Source organism: Tatumella ptyseos ATCC 33301 (genome assembly GCF_000735525.1).
Classification (GTDB): Bacteria; Pseudomonadota; Gammaproteobacteria; order Enterobacterales; family Enterobacteriaceae; genus Tatumella; species Tatumella ptyseos.
In genome coordinates this window covers 211,358-227,755 of the sequence record NZ_JMPR01000004.1, presented here as the reverse complement: position 1 = coordinate 227,755, position 16,398 = coordinate 211,358, and the positions used below count along the sequence as shown (strand labels likewise).

Below are 16,398 nucleotides of genomic sequence, written 5' to 3'. Positions count from 1 at the left end.
CACCGGTTTCCTGCCGGTGCCCTGATTAATGGCGGGCTTTCCCGCCGTGTAAGGTCCGGAATGTTATGCGTCAATCCTGCTTACTGATCCTTCTGGTGATCTGCCTGCTGTTACTGGTTATGCTCAGCCTGAGTGCCGGGGCCGTGCCGGTCTCTTTTCGCGAAAGCTGGCAGGCCCTTTTTTCTCCTGATCCCTGTCTGTCGCAGAACTGTACCCTTATCCGTTATGCCCGGTTACCGCGAACCCTTGCCGGTATTGCGGCGGGGGCTTCTCTGGGACTTGCCGGCGCATTACTGCAGACACTGACGCGAAATCCTCTGGCCGATACCGGTATCCTTGGCATAAATTCAGGGGCATCATTTGCGATTGTCCTGGGGATGGCTTTTGCCGGTGCAGACACGCCTCTGGCCTGGCTCGGGTTTGCTTTTGCGGGCGCATTGATTGCATTGCTGATCATCTCTCTGGCCGGTGCCGCCGCCGGGGGAAACATTAATCCGTTACGCCTCACTCTGGCCGGGGTGGCGCTGGCCGCGGTACTGGAAGGCATGACGAACGGTCTGTCGCTGATGAACCCGGATATCTATGATCACCTTCGCTTCTGGCTCAGTGGTTCGCTGGATATTCGCCAGTTTACCTCGTTACTTATTCTCAGCCCGGCGATGATCACGGGGGGAGTGCTGGCTCTGCTGCTGGCCCGCTCTCTGAATAATATCAGCATGGGCGGGGAGGTTGCGGTAACACTCGGGACCCGGGTGGTACGGACGCGGATCCTCGGGCTGATCTCGGTGGCATTACTGGCCGGGGCAGCCACCGCATTAACCGGGCCTATCGCCTTTATCGGGCTGATGGCCCCTCATCTGAGCCGCTTCCTGGCGGGATCCGATCACCGGCGGATGTTACCGGTGACGCTGCTGCTGACTCCCTGCCTGTTACTGATGGCCGATATTGCCGGGCGTTTCCTGGCGGCCGGTGAACTGCGGGTTTCTATTGTTACCGGCTTTATTGGCGCACCGGTACTGATTTTTCTGGTCCGGAGACAGTCTCAGGGAGCGATATTATGAACCGGCAACTCACGGGCGGGCTGTTGTTAATCGCAGTGCTGGTGACGGTCAGTTTTCTTGCCCTGACGCAGGGGACGTTTACGCTCAGTGCCGGGCAATTCGGGCAAGTCCTGTTGGGGAAAGCGCCAAAGGCGATGACGATGGTGGTACTGGACTGGCGTTTACCGCGAGTGTGTGCCGCCATGGTGACCGGTGCGGCGCTGGCGCTGAGCGGCGCTATCTTCCAGTCACTCCTGCGTAACCCGCTGGGGAGTCCGGATGTGCTTGGTTTTAATACCGGCGCGTTTTCTGCGGTGTTACTGATGATGGTTTTCCTGCCGGGGGAACCCGCATTACTGGCGCTGGCAGCACTGGCCGGAGGGTTACTCACCGCGCTGATGGTCTGGTTATTTGCCTGGCGTAACGGCATTAATACCTTCCGGCTTATTCTGGTGGGGATCGGGATCCGTGCGTTACTGATGTCGCTGAATAGCTGGATAGTCACTACAACCTCGCTGGATACGGCGTTATCGGCCGGGTTATGGAGTGCCGGATCCCTGAATGGCGTCAGTTGGCAGGGGTTGCTGCCGGTGGCGGGGGTGCTGATCCCGGTTGCTGCGATTGCAGGGCTGATGGCCCGGAGAATGCGTCTGCTGGAGATGGGCGATGAGATGGCTATCGCGCTGGGCGTCCCCGCCGAACGCAGCCGGATGATTTTACTGGTGCTGGGCGTCATCCTGACGGCGGTTTGTACGGCGCTAATCGGTCCGGTGTCTTTTATTGCGCTGGTAGCACCGCAGATTGCGGCCCGCTTTACCCCGGGACGGCGCGATTCCCTGGCACTCAGCATGCTGTGTGGTGCCGCTCTGATGCTGACCGCGGATTATCTGGCGACTCACCTGTTTGGGGCCTATCAGTTACCGGTAGGTGTCGTTACTGTCAGCCTGGGGGGCATGTACTTAATGAGTTTACTGATCCGTGAGACGCGTTATCGATGAAGACATTGACTTCCCCCCTGGCAGGTGAACACCTGACGCTGGGGTACGACAAAAAAATAATTATCCGTGATCTGTCGGTTGCGATACCGGCCGGAGAAATTACGGTGATCATCGGGCCGAATGCCTGCGGAAAGTCCACGCTGCTGAAAACACTGAGCCGCCTGATCACACCTGTTGCCGGGAATGTGCTGCTGAACGGTAAAGATATCAAAACGTATCCGACGAAAGAGATCGCCCGTCAGTTGGGGTTATTACCTCAGTCACCCGCGGCGCCCGCCGGGATCACGGTACGCGAACTGGTGTTCCGCGGTCGTTATCCGTACCAGACGTTGTTTAACCGGGCAGGCGCGCAGGATAATGACGCTGTCATGCGTGCGATGCAGGCGACCCGGGTGGATCACCTGGCTTGCCAGGCGGTAGATACTCTTTCCGGCGGACAGCGTCAGCGGGTGTGGATTGCGATGGTGCTGGCGCAGGAAACACCGCTGTTACTTCTGGATGAGCCCACGACCTGGCTGGATATTACCCACCAGATCGAGCTGATGGAACTGATGCGTGACCTTAACCGCCAGCATGGCAGAACGCTGGTGGTGGTGTTGCATGAGCTGAACCATGCCTGCCGTTATGCCACTCATCTGATAGCAATGCGTGACGGGCAGATTGTGGCGCAGGGTAAACCATCGGAGATTGTGACCCCGGCACTGATTGAACAGGTCTATGGCCTGAAAGCGATGATTATCAGCGACCCGGTCGCCGGAACCCCGATGGTGATCCCCACCGGAAGAGAGTGATCATGGACGGCAGCGGTCACCGTCAGTGACCGCCGCCGTCACAGAACCGCTAGCGCAGAGCTGCCGACAATATTCTGTCGAGTTCCGGCCCTATCCGTGCAAACACATCTTCAGCAAATATTTCTGCATGTGCACACTGGACGGGGATAATTTCTGTCCGGCCGATATACGGTGCCCAGCACTGGTCAGCTTCCATCCCCGGCTGGCGGGTTTTCTCCGCGACAAACAACGTGGCTTTCCCCCCGAAACGGGCGCTGGTCGCGGTCCCCAGTAGCCTGACCGCACTGCTATAGTTAGCACTGATGATATCAAACATCACCGACATATCTTCGCCGGCCTGGTTCCGCTGGCTGGCCATAAAGGTTTCCCGCTCCCGATCCACTTCGGCCAGCACGGCCGGGTCCGGCAGATTTTCACCCTGTCGCTGATCCCAGCGCTGAGTTTCCGGCGGCCAGGTATCAAGTAACCCGAGGAATGCCACGTCTTCGCCGGCGGCTTCCAGGCGTGCCGCGATCCCCTGTGCCAGCGTTCCCCCAAGAGAGTAGCCGGTAAGGTAATAGGGGCCGTGGGGCTGATGCTCACGCAGTCGCTGCAGATGGTCATCGCAGAGTTCATTAATGTCCCGGCTCCGGTTGAGAATACCGTCGGCAGACGGGGACTGAACACCGATGACTGACCAGCGCGGGTCCAGATACCTGCGCAGTACACTGAACTGCCAGGCAAAGCCGGAGGCCGGATGGAAGCAGAATAAGGTCGGGCCGCTACTCTGACGCAGCGGCAGCAGAGGTTCATAACCGGCACGGCGGGCAGGATCCTCTGCGGGCTCACTGATCAGTGCAGCCAGTTTTTCCACGCTCGGAGCCACCATAATCTGACCGACCGTGACCTGACGTTGCAGTACCCGACGCAGCCGGGCAGCAAGGCGCATCGCCAGCAGGGAATGGCCGCCCAGCGCAAAGAAATCATCGCCGGCAGAGACAGAGTCACAGTTCAGCAGTGCAGCAAACTCTGCCGCCAGCTGGCTTTCCAGCCCGGGGGCAGGGGCGCGCCGGACCGTATCGCATTGTACAGAAGGCAGAGGCAGGGCTTTACGATCCAGCTTTCCGTTAGGACTCAGCGGGAAGGCATCGACCTGCATAATGGCGACCGGCACCATGGGCGGTGGCAGGCAGGCTTGCAGAGCTGTCATTATCTGCCCGCTGTTCACCGGCACCGGGCTTATCACATAGGCGATCAGCTGACGTGAGTCTTCCCATCCTTCGCTCTGTGGACCCAGGGTTCTTGCCAGCGTCACCGCCTGATCAATGCCCGGCAGTTGCAGTAGCTGGTGGTCTATTTCTGTCAGTTCAATGCGCTGGCCACGAATTTTCAGCTGATCGTCATTACGGCCCAGGTATTCAATGGCGCCGCTGGCCAGACGACGTACTACATCTCCGGTCCGGTACATCCGTTCACCCTCGCCACCGGGCAGTGCCACAAAGCGGGAGGCGGTCAGCCCCGGGCGACCCAGATAGCCTTTCGCCAGTTGCACTCCACTGAGCCAAAGCTCCCCGGCCACACCGGCAGGGAGCGATCTGAAACGGTTGTCGAGCACATGTAAACCGGTGTTCCAGACCGGATAACCAATCGGTACGCTGTTACCGGTGACGGCGGCTAACTCCGGCCCGAAGGCCGGATAACTGCTGACATCCACCGCGGCTTCGGTCGGTCCATAGAGATTATGCAGAGGGGCACCGCAGACAGACTCCCACTGACGTGCCAGTGCAGTCGGCAGGGCCTCACCGCTGCAAAATACCCGTTGTAACTGGTTTCCCAGGCGACGTGCACTTTCTGCACAGAGTGTGGTGATAAAGGCCGATAACATCGACGGAACAAAATGCAGCGTGGTGATACGGTAATCAAGCATCAGTTGCAGCAGAATATCCGGCTCACGATGGGCCTCCGGAGGGGCCATCATCAGGCGGGCCCCGGTGATCAGTGGCCAGAAAAACTCCCACACCGAGACATCAAAGCTGGCCGGTGTTTTCTGTAAGACCACATCCTGAGCCGTGAGCGGATAACTGTCCTGCATCCACAGCAAGCGGTTAACAATGGCCTGGTGTCCGACCAGCACTCCTTTCGGCCGACCGGTCGACCCTGAGGTATAGATCAGATACGCACCATCCTGCGGGGCCGGTGGCTCAAACGTGATATCCGGTGACGGTTCCGGAAGTAACGACTGATAGTAACAGGCCGGGACGGTGCTGAGTTTCCGGAATCGCTCAGCCAGAGCACTTCCGGTGATCAGCAAGGCCGGTGCGGCATCCTCCAGCATAAACTGCAAACGTTCATCCGGATAACCGGTATCCAGAGGCAGCCAGACGGCACCGACGCAGACGATCGCCTGCAATGCCAGCGAAAGGAAAACGGAGCGGGGCAAAGCCACCGCAACAATATCCCCGCGCCTGACTCCGGCATCGTTCAGTTGTTGTGCCAGAGCGAGTACCTGCCGGTGCATCTCATGGTAGGTCAGTGTGTGATGAATATCTGCCAGCGCCACGGCTTCCGGTGTACGTTCGGCCTGCCGGCGAAGCAGGCTGTACAACGTTTCCGGCACTAACGGGACCTGTGTCTGGTTGAGATCACGGATCTGACGGGCTTCATCCTCCGTCAGAAGTCCGGCATCGCCGCACTTCAGTCCGGGCCTTTCCCCGAAACGGGCCGCCAGCAGAGGCAGACGTTGCAGATAGCCTGCCAGTTGTTGCGGCGTATAACGTTCGGCGTTAGCCAGCAGTTCGATGGTCAGGTCCCCGTCTTCGCCGGGATACAGCGCAATTTCAAGATCACGCACCGGCCCCGATGCCAGATGCTCTGTTTCTGCGGTCACGCCGTCAAAATCCAGACGGTAGTCAAACATTTTGACGTTGATCACCGGTCCGTACAGGGGGTGATGATCTGCATTCAGACCGGCATCCCGCATAATTTGCTCAGCGTTGAAACGCTGGTGCCGGCGATTTTTTTTGATTTCCGCGGCAAGGCGGGATGCCAGCGCCGGCAGAGTCAGTTCCGGATCATAATCGACCGCCATCGGTAAGACGTTAATGACCGGTCCGGTGGCACACAGGGCTGCTGAGCCAAGACGGCGCATAAAGATAAACCCGGCGCTGAACGGTTGTTGTCCTGTCAGTCGGGCCAGCCACAGAGATACCAGAGCGATAGCGCCATCGGTCAGTGTTAACCCGTGAGCGGTAAATTGTTCACTGAGCGGTTGTAATCCGGCAGCGGGCAGCACCTGTTGCTGACGTATCAGTCGGATGCCCGGGACCTGCCCGGAGAGAGTCTGTTCCGATAACGTCACCGGAGACGGAAGTGTGGCCAGCTTTTCCTGCCAGTAGCGGCTGTCGCGTTGCCATGCGGGAGAATCCTGATACTGCAGGTATTCGTCGACGACGGCAGAGAACGGAATAAAAGGTGATGATGTTTCCGGCGTTTTCTGCATCCTTGCGGTATACAGCCCGGCGATATGCCGGGTCAGTGCGGCAAAACTGAAGCCATCCACGGCGATATGGTGATAACGCTGGTACCAGAGCCAGTGCGTATCGCCAATCTGTAATAACAGATGCCGGTACAGAGGTTTTCCGGAGGTGATACGCAGATCGCTATCGAGATCCCGGCGAATGTAGTCTTCAGCGACGGCCCGGGGGTTTGTTTCCTGCCGTAAATCATGATATTCCGGGACGATAGCCGGGAGCGGACCAGGAATTTGTACCGCTTCGCCGTCCTGCTCTTCATACCGCATCCGGAGAGTATCGGCGCTGGCCATAGCGCTGATAATGGCCGCACTGAGCACCGGCTGAGAAAGTTCGCCGGGAATATCTATCAGGTGGGCAACAGCGTAGGCATTGCGGTGGGGGGACAGCTGATCAGCCAGCCAGATCCCCGGCTGAGCGGCTACCAGCGGTAACGTATTTTGTTTCTCAGTCATGATGATTTTCCCGGGCGGTAAATGACGCGGGACGAAGCGTATCCCCGTTCTTTTCCAGCCAGAGCAGGCACTGTTCCAGTGTGTCCGGGCCCGCGACCTGTTCCCAGCCGGCCGGGATTTCCATCCGGTCAGGCCACACGCTGTACTGTTGCTGGTGGTTTTTTAAAACACAGGCCGTTGCCTCTGGCTGGTCAAAAGGATGCAGATGATCCACGTCAGGCTCCTTATTCGTCGCTTTCAGGGAAGGGGGATGACTCACCGGGGCCGAGCAACGCCTGTAACCCGCTCAGCAGCCCTCCGCGCCAGCATAGCGCATCGTGCCCGCCCTCAATCTGCGTCAGGGTTGCCTCGATATTCCGGCGTTGTAATGCCCGGAAAAGTTCATCACCGGCCTGCCAAACCACCGGTTCACGGCGGCCCGCCTCAAGATAGATTTTTCGCGGATGAGAGGAGAAATGGCCTTCGTCCAGTTCGCGGGTCAGAACACCCCGGGTGCCTCCGCGCTGAGGCCACCAGAACGACCCGGACAGGCTGATAGCATTGCCGAAAACGTCCGGCCAGGTTAGCGTGGCATAGACCGCGGCAAGGCCACCGAAACTCTCTCCGGCAACCAGAGTGCGGGCGGCGTTGTGCTGCCAGCCGGTCTGCCGGGAAATCAGCGGCAAAAGTTCCTGCTGCACCGCTAACCAGAAATCTTCATTACAGGGCAACTCATGACTGCGGTGCTGACGATCGATGGTATCTATCATGACGTAGATGGCAGGTGGTAGTTTTTGCCGATCTGTCAGGGACTGCAGGGGGGCTGCCACCGGCATCTGTTCAGCCCAGAACTGTCCGTCGAGCAGCAATACCAGGGGGCGGTTCGGGGCTTCAGGCCGGCCTGTCTCGCAGAGCCAGACAGTGCGTTGATTATTCAGTCGCTGACTGTGCCACTGTAACCGGCGGATGTTCAGGGGTAAGACGTGCCCCTGATCCAGCGGAGCCCAGTCGGCCTGGCAGGGTGCCTCCGGCATATGCAGCGGAGAGACTGACATGCCCCGTCCACCCTGCCAGGGGCGCAGCGGGTTCAGCGGGTCATGACCGGCGATGGCAAACTTTTCGCGCCACCAATCCTTGCGCTGACCAAGGTCGGTTAACCTCTCCGGCGATTCGGCAGACGTATCCGGGATCAGGCAATAGCTGCCGCGCCAGTCGGCCGGGAGTTCGGTCTGCCAGTACCAGACATCGCTGCCGGTGATCCGCTGTAAGGAGCGGGGGGGGGCCGGCTGATGATGATCCGTAATACCGGTGATATTAATCCAGACATGCCGGAAGGCTGACGTTTTTTCGCTACCCTGCGGGTCACGCCAGAGGAAGGTGACCCGGCAGAGCGCGTTTTCCAACCGCTCGATCAAGGGTAATCCTCGTTGTTGCTGTTGTTGCCACCAGAAGTCAGTTCCGGGAGAGATAAGCCATTCAGGGGTCACCATCGGCACCGTGTTCAGATCAATAAAGGGTAATAGTATTGATAATACTATTGATAACTATTTCCATTTGCAATAGTCTGTTTCACCGCCTGCCGTTGTCGCACTTAATCAACTGTTCGTTGCCTTTGAACCTTTTTCAGGCGCACAGAGCATAAGCAGTTGTCCGTCGCGGACTGCAGCTAAAACTTTTTAAAATAGTGGCTAAATAAGCGGTTCCTCGCCATCACATTCCCCATGGCAGAGGACCAGGATCCCCATAATGAAAAAATTATCCCGACTTTCAACTGCGATTTGTCTTGAGCTGGGCGTCAGCGCCTTTTTTTCTTTTCAGGTGATGGCGGCAGAGACCGCGGCTGTGACAGGGATGTCGGCCAGCCAGCAGCAAGTGACAACTCAGGCGCAAGACAGTAAGACGCAGGCCGGGAGTGGCACGCTTCTTGTGACCGCCAGACTACAAAATCTACAGGCACCCGGTGTGTCGACCATTACTGCGGATGAAATCCGTAAACATCCGCCAGCCCGTGATGTGTCAGAAATCATCCGCACCATGCCGGGCGTCAACCTGACCGGAAACTCCACCAGTGGTCAGCGCGGAAATAACCGGCAGATCGATATTCGTGGTATGGGGCCGGAAAATACCCTGATCCTGATCGATGGTAAACCGGTGTCCAGTCGCAATTCTGTCCGCTTTGGCTGGCGGGGCGAGCGTGATACCCGCGGTGACACCGGCTGGGTACCGCCGGAAATGATCGAACGTATCGAAGTCATCCGTGGCCCTGCGGCTGCCCGTTACGGTAATGGTGCGATGGGAGGGGTGGTCAATATCATTACCAAACAAGCGACCAGTCAGTGGCACGGTTCCTGGGATACCTATCTGAATGCCCCGCAGCACAAGTCTGAAGGTTCCACCAAACGGACTAACTTCAGCCTGATGGGGCCGGTATCTGACAGCCTGACATTCAGTCTCTGGGGCAACCTGGATAAGACGCAGGCAGATGCCTATGATATCAATGAAGACCATACCACTCCCCGCAGTGGTTCCTATGCAGGTAGCTACCCGGCAGGACGCGAAGGGGTTATTGATAAAGAATTGCACGGCAAACTGAACTGGGAATTTGCCCATAATCAGCACCTTGAATTTGAAGCTGGCACCAGCCGTCAGGGTAACCTCTATGCCGGCGATACGCAGAATACCAATACCTCGGCCTACGTGAAGTCTATGTACGGTAAAGAAACTAACCGTATTTACCGTCAGAACTATGCGCTGACATGGACAGGGGTCTGGGACAACGGTATCAGCACCAACACTTATGCCCAGTACGAAAGAACCCGTAACTCCAGGATCACCGAAGGGCTGGCCGGCGGTACGGAAGGTATTTTTAATACCAATGCCGGCTTCTCGGATATCGATTTAAGTGATGTTCTGCTGCACAGCGAAGTCAGCATTCCGTTTACCGCGCTGGTTAACCAGAACCTGACGCTGGGAACGGAATGGAACCAGCAAAAAATGAAAGACGGTATTTCCACCAGTCAGGCACTGACAGGGGACCGTACCGGGGGCGCTATTGACGGCGTGACTACCGGTACCCGTAACCCTTACTCCAGCGCCGATATTTTCTCGCTGTTCGCTGAAGATAATATGGATATTACCGACAGTACTGTGCTGACCCCGGCATTGCGTTTTGATCATCATACCATTTCAGGGACTAACTGGAGTCCGTCCCTGAACCTGTCGCAGAACCTGACAGATAATGTCACCCTGAAAATGGGGATTGCCCGGGCTTATAAAGCGCCGAATCTGTATCAGACGAACCGGAGTTATATCCTCTACAGTAACGGGCAGGGATGTAATGGATATGCCGGTTCGGGACCCGGATGTTATCTGATGGGTAACGATAACCTGAAAGCCGAAACCAGCGTCAATAAAGAAGTGGGGCTGGAGTACAAAGATGATGCCGGTTTGCAGGCGGGTATCACCTGGTTCCGTAATGACTATCGCAACAAGATTGAGGCGGGTACACATTCTATCGGAACCAGCAGTACCGGAACCTATATCTACCAATGGCAAAACGTCCCGAAAGCGCTGGTGGAAGGATTGGAAGGCACATTGAATATTCCGGTGACTGACACACTTAGCTGGAATAATAATATGACCTGGATGTTGCAGAGCAAAAACAAAACCACCGGTGATCGCTTATCTGTTATCCCGCAGTTTACGCTGAACTCCGGTCTGACCTGGCAGGCGCGCGAAGACCTGTCTTTAGCGACAACCCTGACCTGGTATGGTCGTCAGAAACCTAAACGGCTTGATTACCGCGGTAATGTGGTGAGTTATCCGGATACCCGCGAAGTCAGTCCGTACAGCATTATTGGTGCCAGCGCGACCTGGGATGCGACGAAAAATGTCAGCCTGACCGCCGGCATCGAAAATATCTTTGATAAACGCCACTTCCGTGAAGGAAATGCCCAGTCGACCGGCACTATCACCTCTACGGGCGTGGTCGATCCGATCACTATCTACGGTGCAGGTGCCAACACGTACAATGAATCAGGCAGAACCTTCTATATGAGTCTGAATACTCACTTCTGATCCTGTTCTGATAATGCATCACCCATAAAAAAGCCGCTTTCATGACTGAAAGCGGCTTTTTCTTTGCCCGTTAGTATTGCTGATATAAATCGCGATACAGACGACTTTCAAACCGTACCAGCGGGGCACGGCGGGTTCGCTGGTCCTGAGGCGGTACTGCGTAACCGGAAAGGTACTGCACAAAGGCAATCCGGGTACCGCTGGCCGTGGTCAGGAATCCGGCCAGGTTATAAACCCCTTGCAGTGAACCGGTTTTCGCAGACAGCTTACCGTCAACACCGGCTTCATGCAGTCCGCCACGATACTGCAGTGTGCCGTCATGGCCGGACAACGGCAGCATACTGATAAAGTCCAGAGTGCTGTCATTTTTACCGATATATTGCAGGGCCTGCATCATCGTTGCCGGAGAAACCAGGTCATGACGTGATAACCCTGACCCGTCCATCTGAACGGTATTGCCTAAATCAATACCCGCTTTTTCCCGCAGAATACGTCTGACCGCATCTGAACCGGCACGGTAGGTTCCCGGGACATTGAAATAGTAGTGGCCGATCGTCCGGAAAATGGTATCCGCATACATGTTATCGGACACCTTCAGCATATGGTGCAGCAAATCATGCAGAGGTGCCGAGTCATGGCTGGCCAGCAGCGTCGCCGGAGGCGTCGGCTGCGTGCGACGCAGAAGATGGCCGGTATAGTCGATATCCGCCTGACGTAATTCATCACGCAGGATCTCTCCTGCCCAGGCCGCGCCGTTCTGTACGGCAAACGCTAACGGTAACGGGTCTGCCCGTTTACGCAGACAGCCGGTCAGGGTGTAGCGGTTCAGTTCGCCCGGCACGACATCCAGCTCGCAATATTGCCCTTCACCGGAGTCAGGGGCAATCGTCCGTACTTCACTGAACATATGCGCAGGATAATAAGACGCGATACGGATATACGCATTTTTCCCCGGCGTATCAGCGCTGTACAGCGCCACTGAGAAACAGTTTTTATCGATAATTGCAGCCCCCGGTGGGGCATCAAAACATTGTGTCAGGTCATTCCAGGGCCAGCCCGGCGCCGCATCATGGCTGGCGAACACAGAGGTATCGATCACCAGGTTGCCATCAATATGGGTAATACCCTGTTTTTTGAGGCTGCTGACCATGGCCCGCAGATCCTGGCGGGTAAAGCTCGGGTCGCCGGCAAACCGGGCGACCAGATCCCCTTGTAATGTTCCGTTACTGATTTTCCCGGAGGTTTCAAACGTGGTACGGAATCTGAAATCTTTGCCCAGCTCCAGCAAAGCGCTCAGCGCCGTGAAAATTTTCATGGTACTGGCCGGCAGCGCCATTTGCTCACCATGATAGTTGACCAAAGGTTCCTGCGAGCCGACTTTTTCTGCCAGAAATGCCAGACTGGCCCCGGTCGGCAGATATTGTGTATATTGCTCTACAGGAATAGCTGCCTGGGCCTGCAGAGTAAAAGCGAGAGTCAATCCTGATATAAGTCGTAAAAATCGCATAATCTCGGGCTAAGTAACGGAGGAAGTCGCAATACTACGTCCCCTTATAGGGCAAAGTAAACGATGACCCATAGGGAACTCCGGGGTAAAATACGTATCAAAATGAAAAATTGATCCTTGTCTGTGGTGAATATTGCCCCGGACAGGGTTGTTTTATTCTGAAATTAACGCGTTGCAGAACGTTGTTTTCTGCAGTCATCAGTCAGGATGACACTTCTACACATAAGATAACGAGGAGTTTAAGATGAGTCAGGTTCCTATGACGCTGCGTGGGGCTGAGAAACTGCGTATAGAACTGGAAGAATTAAAAACAGTTAAACGTCCGCGGATCATTGCCTCAATCGCGGAAGCCCGTGAACACGGGGATTTAAAAGAGAATGCCGAATATCATGCAGCTCGTGAAGAGCAGGGTTTTTGTGAAGGGCGTATTCAGGAAATCGAAGCGAAATTATCAAACGCACAGATCATTGATGTGACTAAAATGCCAGCCACAGGACGGGTTATTTTTGGTTCAACTGTGACGGTTTATAACACCGCGACCGATGAAGAGTCGACTTACCGCATCGTGGGTGATGATGAAGCTGATTTTAAGCAAAATCTGATTTCTGTGAATTCACCTATGGCACGTGGTTTGATTGCAAAACAGGCAGATGATGTCGCCATTATCAAAACGCCGGGCGGCGATGTGGAATATGAGATCCTGCGGGTGGAATACCTGTAATCTCTTGCTACGCTTAAATTACTTGCGGTGAACCCTACAGACATCCCGGGCAGTCATTGCCATGAAATCTGAGCGTTAAAGCGACACCGGGACCTTGAGCGTGGTAACATAAGTTGTTCTGCAGGAATGTAAAGAACAGAAAAGGCCGCGGTGCGGCCTTTTCACCCACACCGGAGCGTGGCAATTTCTTTGGCGCCGGAATCAGCGTGGCAGAGAAATTTTGTTTTCTTTAGAACGGCGATACAGCACCAGTATTTTGCCGATAACCTGAACTTCACAGGCTTTGGTCTCACGGACGATTGCGCTAACAATTAAGTTTTTTGTTTCGCGATCTTCGCCGGCAATTTTCACCTTGATCAGCTCATGGTGTTCCAGTGCACTTTCGATTTCCGCCAGAACACCTTCAGTCAGGCCGTTGTTACCTAACATGACAACGGGTTTCAGGGGATGTGCCAGACCTTTGAGGTGCTGTTTTTGTTTGGTACTCAGATTCATCGTATTATTTACTTACTCAGGGATTGAAAACAGGTCATTGTACCGCCATCTCTGGGTTATCGCCAAATCAACGCGACATTTACGTGATGTTTTATCGCGAGGATGTGGAATTAGTTGGAAAAATTATGACCGGTAAGAAGCGTTCAGCCAGTTCAAGTCGCTGGCTACAGGAACACTTTAGCGATAAGTATGTGCAACAAGCACAAAAAAAAGGGTTGCGTTCGCGCGCCTGGTTTAAACTGGATGAAATTCAGCAGGGTGACAAATTATTTAAACCCGGCATGACTATTGTCGATCTGGGGGCAGCCCCCGGCGGTTGGTCCCAATATGCAGTACAGCAAATAGGATCGAAAGGACGCATTATTGCTTGCGACCTGCTACCGATGGACCCTATTGTAGGGGTAGACTTCCTTCAGGGGGATTTCCGTGATGAAGCTGTCCTTGCGGCATTGCTGGAACGGGTCGGTGATAATAAAGTTCAGGTCGTCATGTCTGATATGGCACCGAATATGAGTGGTACCCCGGCAGTGGATATTCCACGTTCGATGTATCTGGTAGAACTGGCGTTGGATATGTGTCGGGATATTCTGGCGCCGGGTGGTAGTTTTGTAGTGAAAGTGTTTCAGGGAGATGGCTTCGAGGAATACCTGCGGGAAATTCGCTCCCTGTTTACGAAAGTGAAAATTCGGAAGCCTGACGCTTCACGTTCACGTTCACGTGAAGTGTACATTGTAGCGACTGGGCGCAAACTATAGTACCCTACGCTGTCTGTTAACATCGTTGTAATATGAGGTTAATCCCTTGAGTGACATGGCGAAAAACCTGATTCTCTGGCTAGTCATCGCGGTCGTACTGATGTCGGTATTCCAGAGCTTTGGGCCCAGCGAGTCGAATGGCCGGCGGGTTGATTATTCAACTTTCCTGTCGGAAGTGAACCAGGATCAGGTCCGCGAGGCACGTATTAACGGGCGTGAAATTGACGTAATTAAAAAGGACAGTGGTAAATATACGACCTATATCCCTGTCAACGATCCCAAGTTGCTCGACAACCTGCTGACTAAAAATGTGAAAGTTGTCGGTGAGCCACCTGAAGAGCCAAGTCTGCTGACTTCAATCTTTATTTCGTGGTTCCCGATGCTGTTACTGATAGGCGTGTGGATCTTCTTTATGCGCCAGATGCAGGGCGGTGGCGGTAAAGGCGCTATGTCTTTCGGTAAAAGTAAAGCGCGTATGCTTACCGAAGACCAGATCAAAACGACGTTTGCTGATGTTGCCGGATGTGATGAGGCAAAAGAAGAAGTCAGTGAGTTGGTTGAATATCTGCGTGAACCCAGCCGTTTCCAGAAACTGGGCGGGAAAATTCCTAAAGGCGTACTGATGGTAGGTCCTCCGGGGACCGGTAAGACCCTGCTGGCAAAAGCGATTGCGGGTGAAGCCAAAGTACCTTTCTTTACTATTTCCGGGTCAGACTTCGTCGAAATGTTTGTGGGTGTGGGTGCGTCCCGTGTCCGTGATATGTTCGAGCAGGCGAAGAAAGCCGCACCTTGTATCATCTTTATCGATGAGATTGATGCTGTAGGCCGTCAGCGTGGTGCAGGTCTGGGTGGCGGACACGATGAACGTGAACAAACGCTGAACCAGATGCTGGTTGAGATGGATGGTTTTGAAGGTAACGAAGGTATTATCGTTATTGCCGCGACTAACCGTCCGGATGTTCTCGACCCTGCGTTACTGCGTCCGGGACGCTTTGACCGTCAGGTTGTCGTCGGTTTACCGGATGTCCGTGGCCGTGAGCAGATCCTGAAAGTTCATATGCGTCGTGTTCCTCTGGCAACAGATATTGATGCAGCAATCATTGCGCGCGGGACGCCTGGTTTCTCCGGGGCAGACCTGGCGAACCTGGTCAACGAAGCCGCACTGTTTGCAGCCCGTGGCAACAAACGTGTCGTCTCCATGGTTGAGTTTGAGAAAGCGAAAGACAAAATCATGATGGGAGCGGAACGTCGCTCAATGGTCATGACCGAAGCTCAGAAAGAGTCCACGGCATACCACGAAGCAGGCCATGCAATTATCGGTCGTCTGGTGCCGGAACACGACCCGGTACACAAAGTGACCATTATTCCGCGCGGACGCGCATTGGGTGTCACCTTCTTCCTGCCGGAAGGCGATGCTATCAGTGCCAGCCGTCAGAAACTCGAAAGTCAGATTTCGACCCTGTACGGTGGTCGTCTGGCTGAAGAGATTATCTATGGTGCTGAACGTGTTTCGACCGGTGCGTCTAACGATATTAAAGTGGCCACTAATCTGGCACGTAATATGGTAACGCAGTGGGGCTTCTCAGAAAAACTGGGGCCATTACTGTACGCAGAAGAAGACGGTGAAGTCTTCCTGGGCCGCTCAGTGGCTAAAGCGAAACATATGTCAGATGAGACAGCACGTATTATCGACCAGGAAGTGAAACATCTGATCGACAGCAACTATGATCGTGCCCGCACGCTTCTGAATGAAAACATGGACATCCTCCATGCCATGAAAGATGCGCTGATGAAGTACGAGACCATTGATGCTCCTCAGATTGATGATCTGATGGCCCGTCGTGATGTTCGTCCGCCAGCCGGTTGGGAAGAGCCGAAAAACAGCGGTTCTTCATCCGACGGTAACAGCGGTACGCCTGCACCTCAGCCTCCGCGTCCGGTTGATGAACCGCGCACTGAGGATCCAGGTAATACAATGTGTGAATCATTCGATAAATAAGATGATTTCGCGTTAAAATGAAACCCCGGCTTGTCCGGGGTTTTTTATTGCCGTTTTTTGCTGCAGGGAGAA

At 54.9% G+C, this 16,398-nt stretch carries 12 protein-coding genes; 7 read left to right on the top strand and 5 right to left on the bottom strand.

The genetic code is table 11. The annotated features are described in order from the left end of the window. Positions 1–65: 65 nt before the first annotated feature. The 3 genes from GTPT_RS01085 to GTPT_RS01075 are packed head-to-tail and all read left to right on the top strand — an operon-like array spanning position 66 to position 2,829. Complete coding sequence (locus tag GTPT_RS01085; RefSeq protein WP_029989721.1) at positions 66–1,061, top strand: iron chelate uptake ABC transporter family permease subunit; 996 nt, start codon at positions 66–68, stop codon at positions 1,059–1,061. Then, positions 1,058–2,038 (top strand): iron chelate uptake ABC transporter family permease subunit, encoded by a 981-nt coding sequence (locus GTPT_RS01080; RefSeq protein WP_029989722.1) that lies wholly within the window; start codon positions 1,058–1,060, stop codon positions 2,036–2,038. The genes GTPT_RS01085 and GTPT_RS01080 overlap by 4 nt, the downstream gene beginning before the upstream one ends. Further along, complete coding sequence (locus GTPT_RS01075) at positions 2,035–2,829, top strand: ABC transporter ATP-binding protein (protein WP_025903851.1); 795 nt, start codon at positions 2,035–2,037, stop codon at positions 2,827–2,829. Before GTPT_RS01080 ends, GTPT_RS01075 begins: the two co-directional genes overlap by 4 nt. Before the next feature lie 49 nt (positions 2,830–2,878). Here the strand turns inward: GTPT_RS01075 and GTPT_RS01070 are convergent, their stop codons facing one another. From GTPT_RS01070 to fes, 3 genes are read right to left on the bottom strand one after another with little or no spacing between them, the layout of a single operon-like run. Then, positions 2,879–6,793 carry an enterobactin synthase subunit F gene (locus tag GTPT_RS01070; protein WP_029989723.1) on the bottom strand — a complete coding sequence of 1,305 codons (3,915 nt, stop codon included), beginning with the start codon at positions 6,791–6,793 and terminating at the stop codon, positions 2,879–2,881. Then, positions 6,786–7,007 carry an MbtH family protein gene (locus tag GTPT_RS01065; RefSeq protein WP_025903853.1) on the bottom strand — a complete coding sequence of 74 codons (222 nt, stop codon included), beginning with the start codon at positions 7,005–7,007 and terminating at the stop codon, positions 6,786–6,788. Before GTPT_RS01065 ends, GTPT_RS01070 begins: the two co-directional genes overlap by 8 nt. 10 nt (positions 7,008–7,017) lie before the next feature. Next, positions 7,018–8,262, bottom strand: a complete 1,245-nt coding sequence (gene fes / locus GTPT_RS01060; RefSeq protein WP_051170704.1) for an enterochelin esterase — start codon at positions 8,260–8,262, stop codon at positions 7,018–7,020. Positions 8,263–8,518: 256 nt separating this feature from the next. On the opposite strand from fes, the gene GTPT_RS01055 reads away from it, so the two are divergent. Next, on the top strand, positions 8,519–10,849 hold the full coding sequence (locus tag GTPT_RS01055) for a TonB-dependent siderophore receptor (RefSeq protein WP_029989725.1): 2,331 nt from the start codon (positions 8,519–8,521) through the stop codon (positions 10,847–10,849). Between the two features lie 70 nt (positions 10,850–10,919). Here GTPT_RS01055 and dacB read toward each other — a convergent pair whose 3' ends face one another. Further along, on the bottom strand, positions 10,920–12,356 hold the full coding sequence (dacB, locus tag GTPT_RS01050) for a serine-type D-Ala-D-Ala carboxypeptidase (protein WP_025903856.1): 1,437 nt from the start codon (positions 12,354–12,356) through the stop codon (positions 10,920–10,922). A 244-nt stretch (positions 12,357–12,600) separates the two neighbouring features. On the opposite strand from dacB, the gene greA reads away from it, so the two are divergent. Beyond that, entirely contained in the window at positions 12,601–13,077 is a 477-nt protein-coding gene (gene greA, locus GTPT_RS01045) for a transcription elongation factor GreA (protein ID WP_025903857.1), read from the top strand. 201 nt (positions 13,078–13,278) lie between these two features. Here the strand turns inward: greA and yhbY are convergent, their stop codons facing one another. Beyond that, a complete protein-coding gene (yhbY, locus tag GTPT_RS01040) occupies positions 13,279–13,572 on the bottom strand; it encodes a ribosome assembly RNA-binding protein YhbY (RefSeq protein ID WP_025903858.1) in 294 nt (97 codons plus the stop codon). A 125-nt stretch (positions 13,573–13,697) separates the two neighbouring features. On the opposite strand from yhbY, the gene rlmE reads away from it, so the two are divergent. Beyond that, positions 13,698–14,327 carry a 23S rRNA (uridine(2552)-2'-O)-methyltransferase RlmE gene (gene rlmE / locus GTPT_RS01035; RefSeq protein ID WP_025903859.1) on the top strand — a complete coding sequence of 210 codons (630 nt, stop codon included), beginning with the start codon at positions 13,698–13,700 and terminating at the stop codon, positions 14,325–14,327. A 55-nt stretch (positions 14,328–14,382) separates the two neighbouring features. Then, positions 14,383–16,326, top strand: coding sequence for an ATP-dependent zinc metalloprotease FtsH (gene ftsH / locus GTPT_RS01030; RefSeq protein WP_025903860.1), 1,944 nt, complete (start codon positions 14,383–14,385; stop codon positions 16,324–16,326). Positions 16,327–16,398: the final 72 nt, after the last annotated feature.